This is a genomic window from Halalkalicoccus sp. NIPERK01, from assembly GCF_030287405.1.
In the GTDB taxonomy this organism is placed as follows: domain Archaea; phylum Halobacteriota; class Halobacteria; order Halobacteriales; family Halalkalicoccaceae; genus Halalkalicoccus.
In genome coordinates this window covers 1-229 of the sequence record NZ_JASVVV010000081.1, presented here as the reverse complement: position 1 = coordinate 229, position 229 = coordinate 1, and the positions used below count along the sequence as shown (strand labels likewise).

1 protein-coding gene is annotated in these 229 nt (G+C 31.4%); it reads left to right on the top strand.

The features are described from left to right. The coding region (locus QRT08_RS18620) for a hypothetical protein (RefSeq protein WP_286047489.1) at positions 1-229 on the top strand (229 nt) is incomplete at both ends.

Genomic DNA, 229 nt, shown 5'->3' with positions numbered 1-229 from the left:
CAAGAAGATGCATTTAATCTAAAATATTTAGCATCTAATGAGCGTGTTGAACATATCATAAAAAAGACTAATTATTATGGTTATTCAGGTGACGCTTTAAAGGGTTTAATATTTGTTAGTAGTAGGGAGGAGGCGTATCAATTAGCAAACCAATTAAGTAAACGTGGTATATCATCAGTTGGTTTGACAGGAAAAGATTCTATAGCTTATAGAACTGAAACAATTCAAC